This window comes from Agrobacterium pusense, assembly GCF_900102105.1.
GTDB lineage: Bacteria > Pseudomonadota > Alphaproteobacteria > Rhizobiales > Rhizobiaceae > Agrobacterium > Agrobacterium pusense.
Window position 1 is genome coordinate 1 of record NZ_FNBB01000027.1, and the last position, 1,242, is coordinate 1,242.

The 1,242-nt window shown below is 58.2% G+C and carries 1 protein-coding gene; it reads left to right on the forward strand.

Annotated features, from left to right (window positions below):
• Positions 1–12 precede the first annotated feature (12 nt).
• Positions 13–1,173 carry a fumarylacetoacetate hydrolase family protein gene (locus tag BLU28_RS25795; protein ID WP_092651480.1) on the forward strand — a complete coding sequence of 387 codons (1,161 nt, stop codon included), beginning with the start codon at positions 13–15 and terminating at the stop codon, positions 1,171–1,173.
• Positions 1,174–1,242 lie beyond the last annotated feature (69 nt).

Genomic DNA, 1,242 nt, shown 5'->3' on the forward strand with positions numbered 1-1,242 from the left:
GGGAGGATATACATGGCCGGCGTAAGGTCGATCGACGCTACCGCAATTTTGCCTGAGGATTATGAAAACGCTTTGCTCGTCGGCCGCGTCTGGTCGAAAAGCGAAGGCGGCCCCTGCCCCGTCCTCCTCAAGGATGGCGTGCTTTATGACCTCACATCTGTTTCTCCAACCATGTCAGAGCTTCTGGAGAAGACCGACCTGGTGGAGCAGCTCAAGGACACCGGTACTTTCGTCGCCTTAGGCGCACTGGACGCATTTCTGGACGGCTCAGCCGGCGAACTTCTCGCTCCCAACGATATTCAGGCCGTCAAGGCTGCAGGTGTCACCTTCGCCGACAGCATGCTGGAACGCGTAATCGAAGAGCAGGCCAAAGGCGATCCGCTGCGTGCGCAAGAAATTCGCGGACGGCTGGCGCCTGTTCTCGGCGACAATCTCAAGGGACTTGAGGCCGGCTCAGAAAAAGCCGCCGAGGTGAAGAAACTGCTCCAGGAAATGGGCCTCTGGTCGCAATATCTGGAAGTGGGCATCGGCCCGGATGCGGAAATCTTCTCCAAGGCGCAGGCCATGGCCTCAGTGGGCTGCGGTGCCCTGATCGGCGTCCATCCCAAATCGCAGTGGAACAACCCTGAGCCGGAAGTGGTGTTGGCCATCACCTCTGACGGTCGCATTGTCGGCGCGACGCTCGGCAACGACGTCAACCTGCGCGATTTCGAAGGCCGCTCCGCCCTGCTGCTCAGCAAGGCGAAGGACAACAATGCCTCCTGCGCAATCGGCCCGTTCATCCGCCTGTTCGATGGCAACTTCAGCATTGAAGATGTGAAGAGGGCGCAGATTTCTCTTCTGGTCGAAGGAGAGGATGGTTTCACCATGACGGGCGTCAGCCCCATGGAGGCGATCAGCCGCACGCCGGAAAACCTCGCTTCGCAGCTCTTGAACCGTAACCACCAATATCCTGACGGCGCAGTCTTTTTCCTTGGCACGATGTTCGCGCCGGTAAAGGACCGCCATGGCCCAGGTCTCGGCTTCACCCATTCAAAGGGTGACCGTGTCGAAATCTCCACGCCCAAGCTCGGTAAGCTGATCAACTGGGTCACGACGACTGACGAATGCCCGGAATGGACGTTCGGCACCGCGGCACTGATGCGCAACCTGGCGAAACGAGGGCTGCTCTAGATATTTCTTCGGGAGGGGAAAATGCAAAAGACCATCAATCTCTTTTACCGGATTCTCGAAATCATTCTC

Excerpts from the sequence above, each read along its gene's own strand:
- BLU28_RS25795 (WP_092651480.1), top strand. The coding sequence starts at position 13 with ATGGCCGGCGTAAGGTCGATCGACGCTACCGCAATTTTGCCTGAGGAT.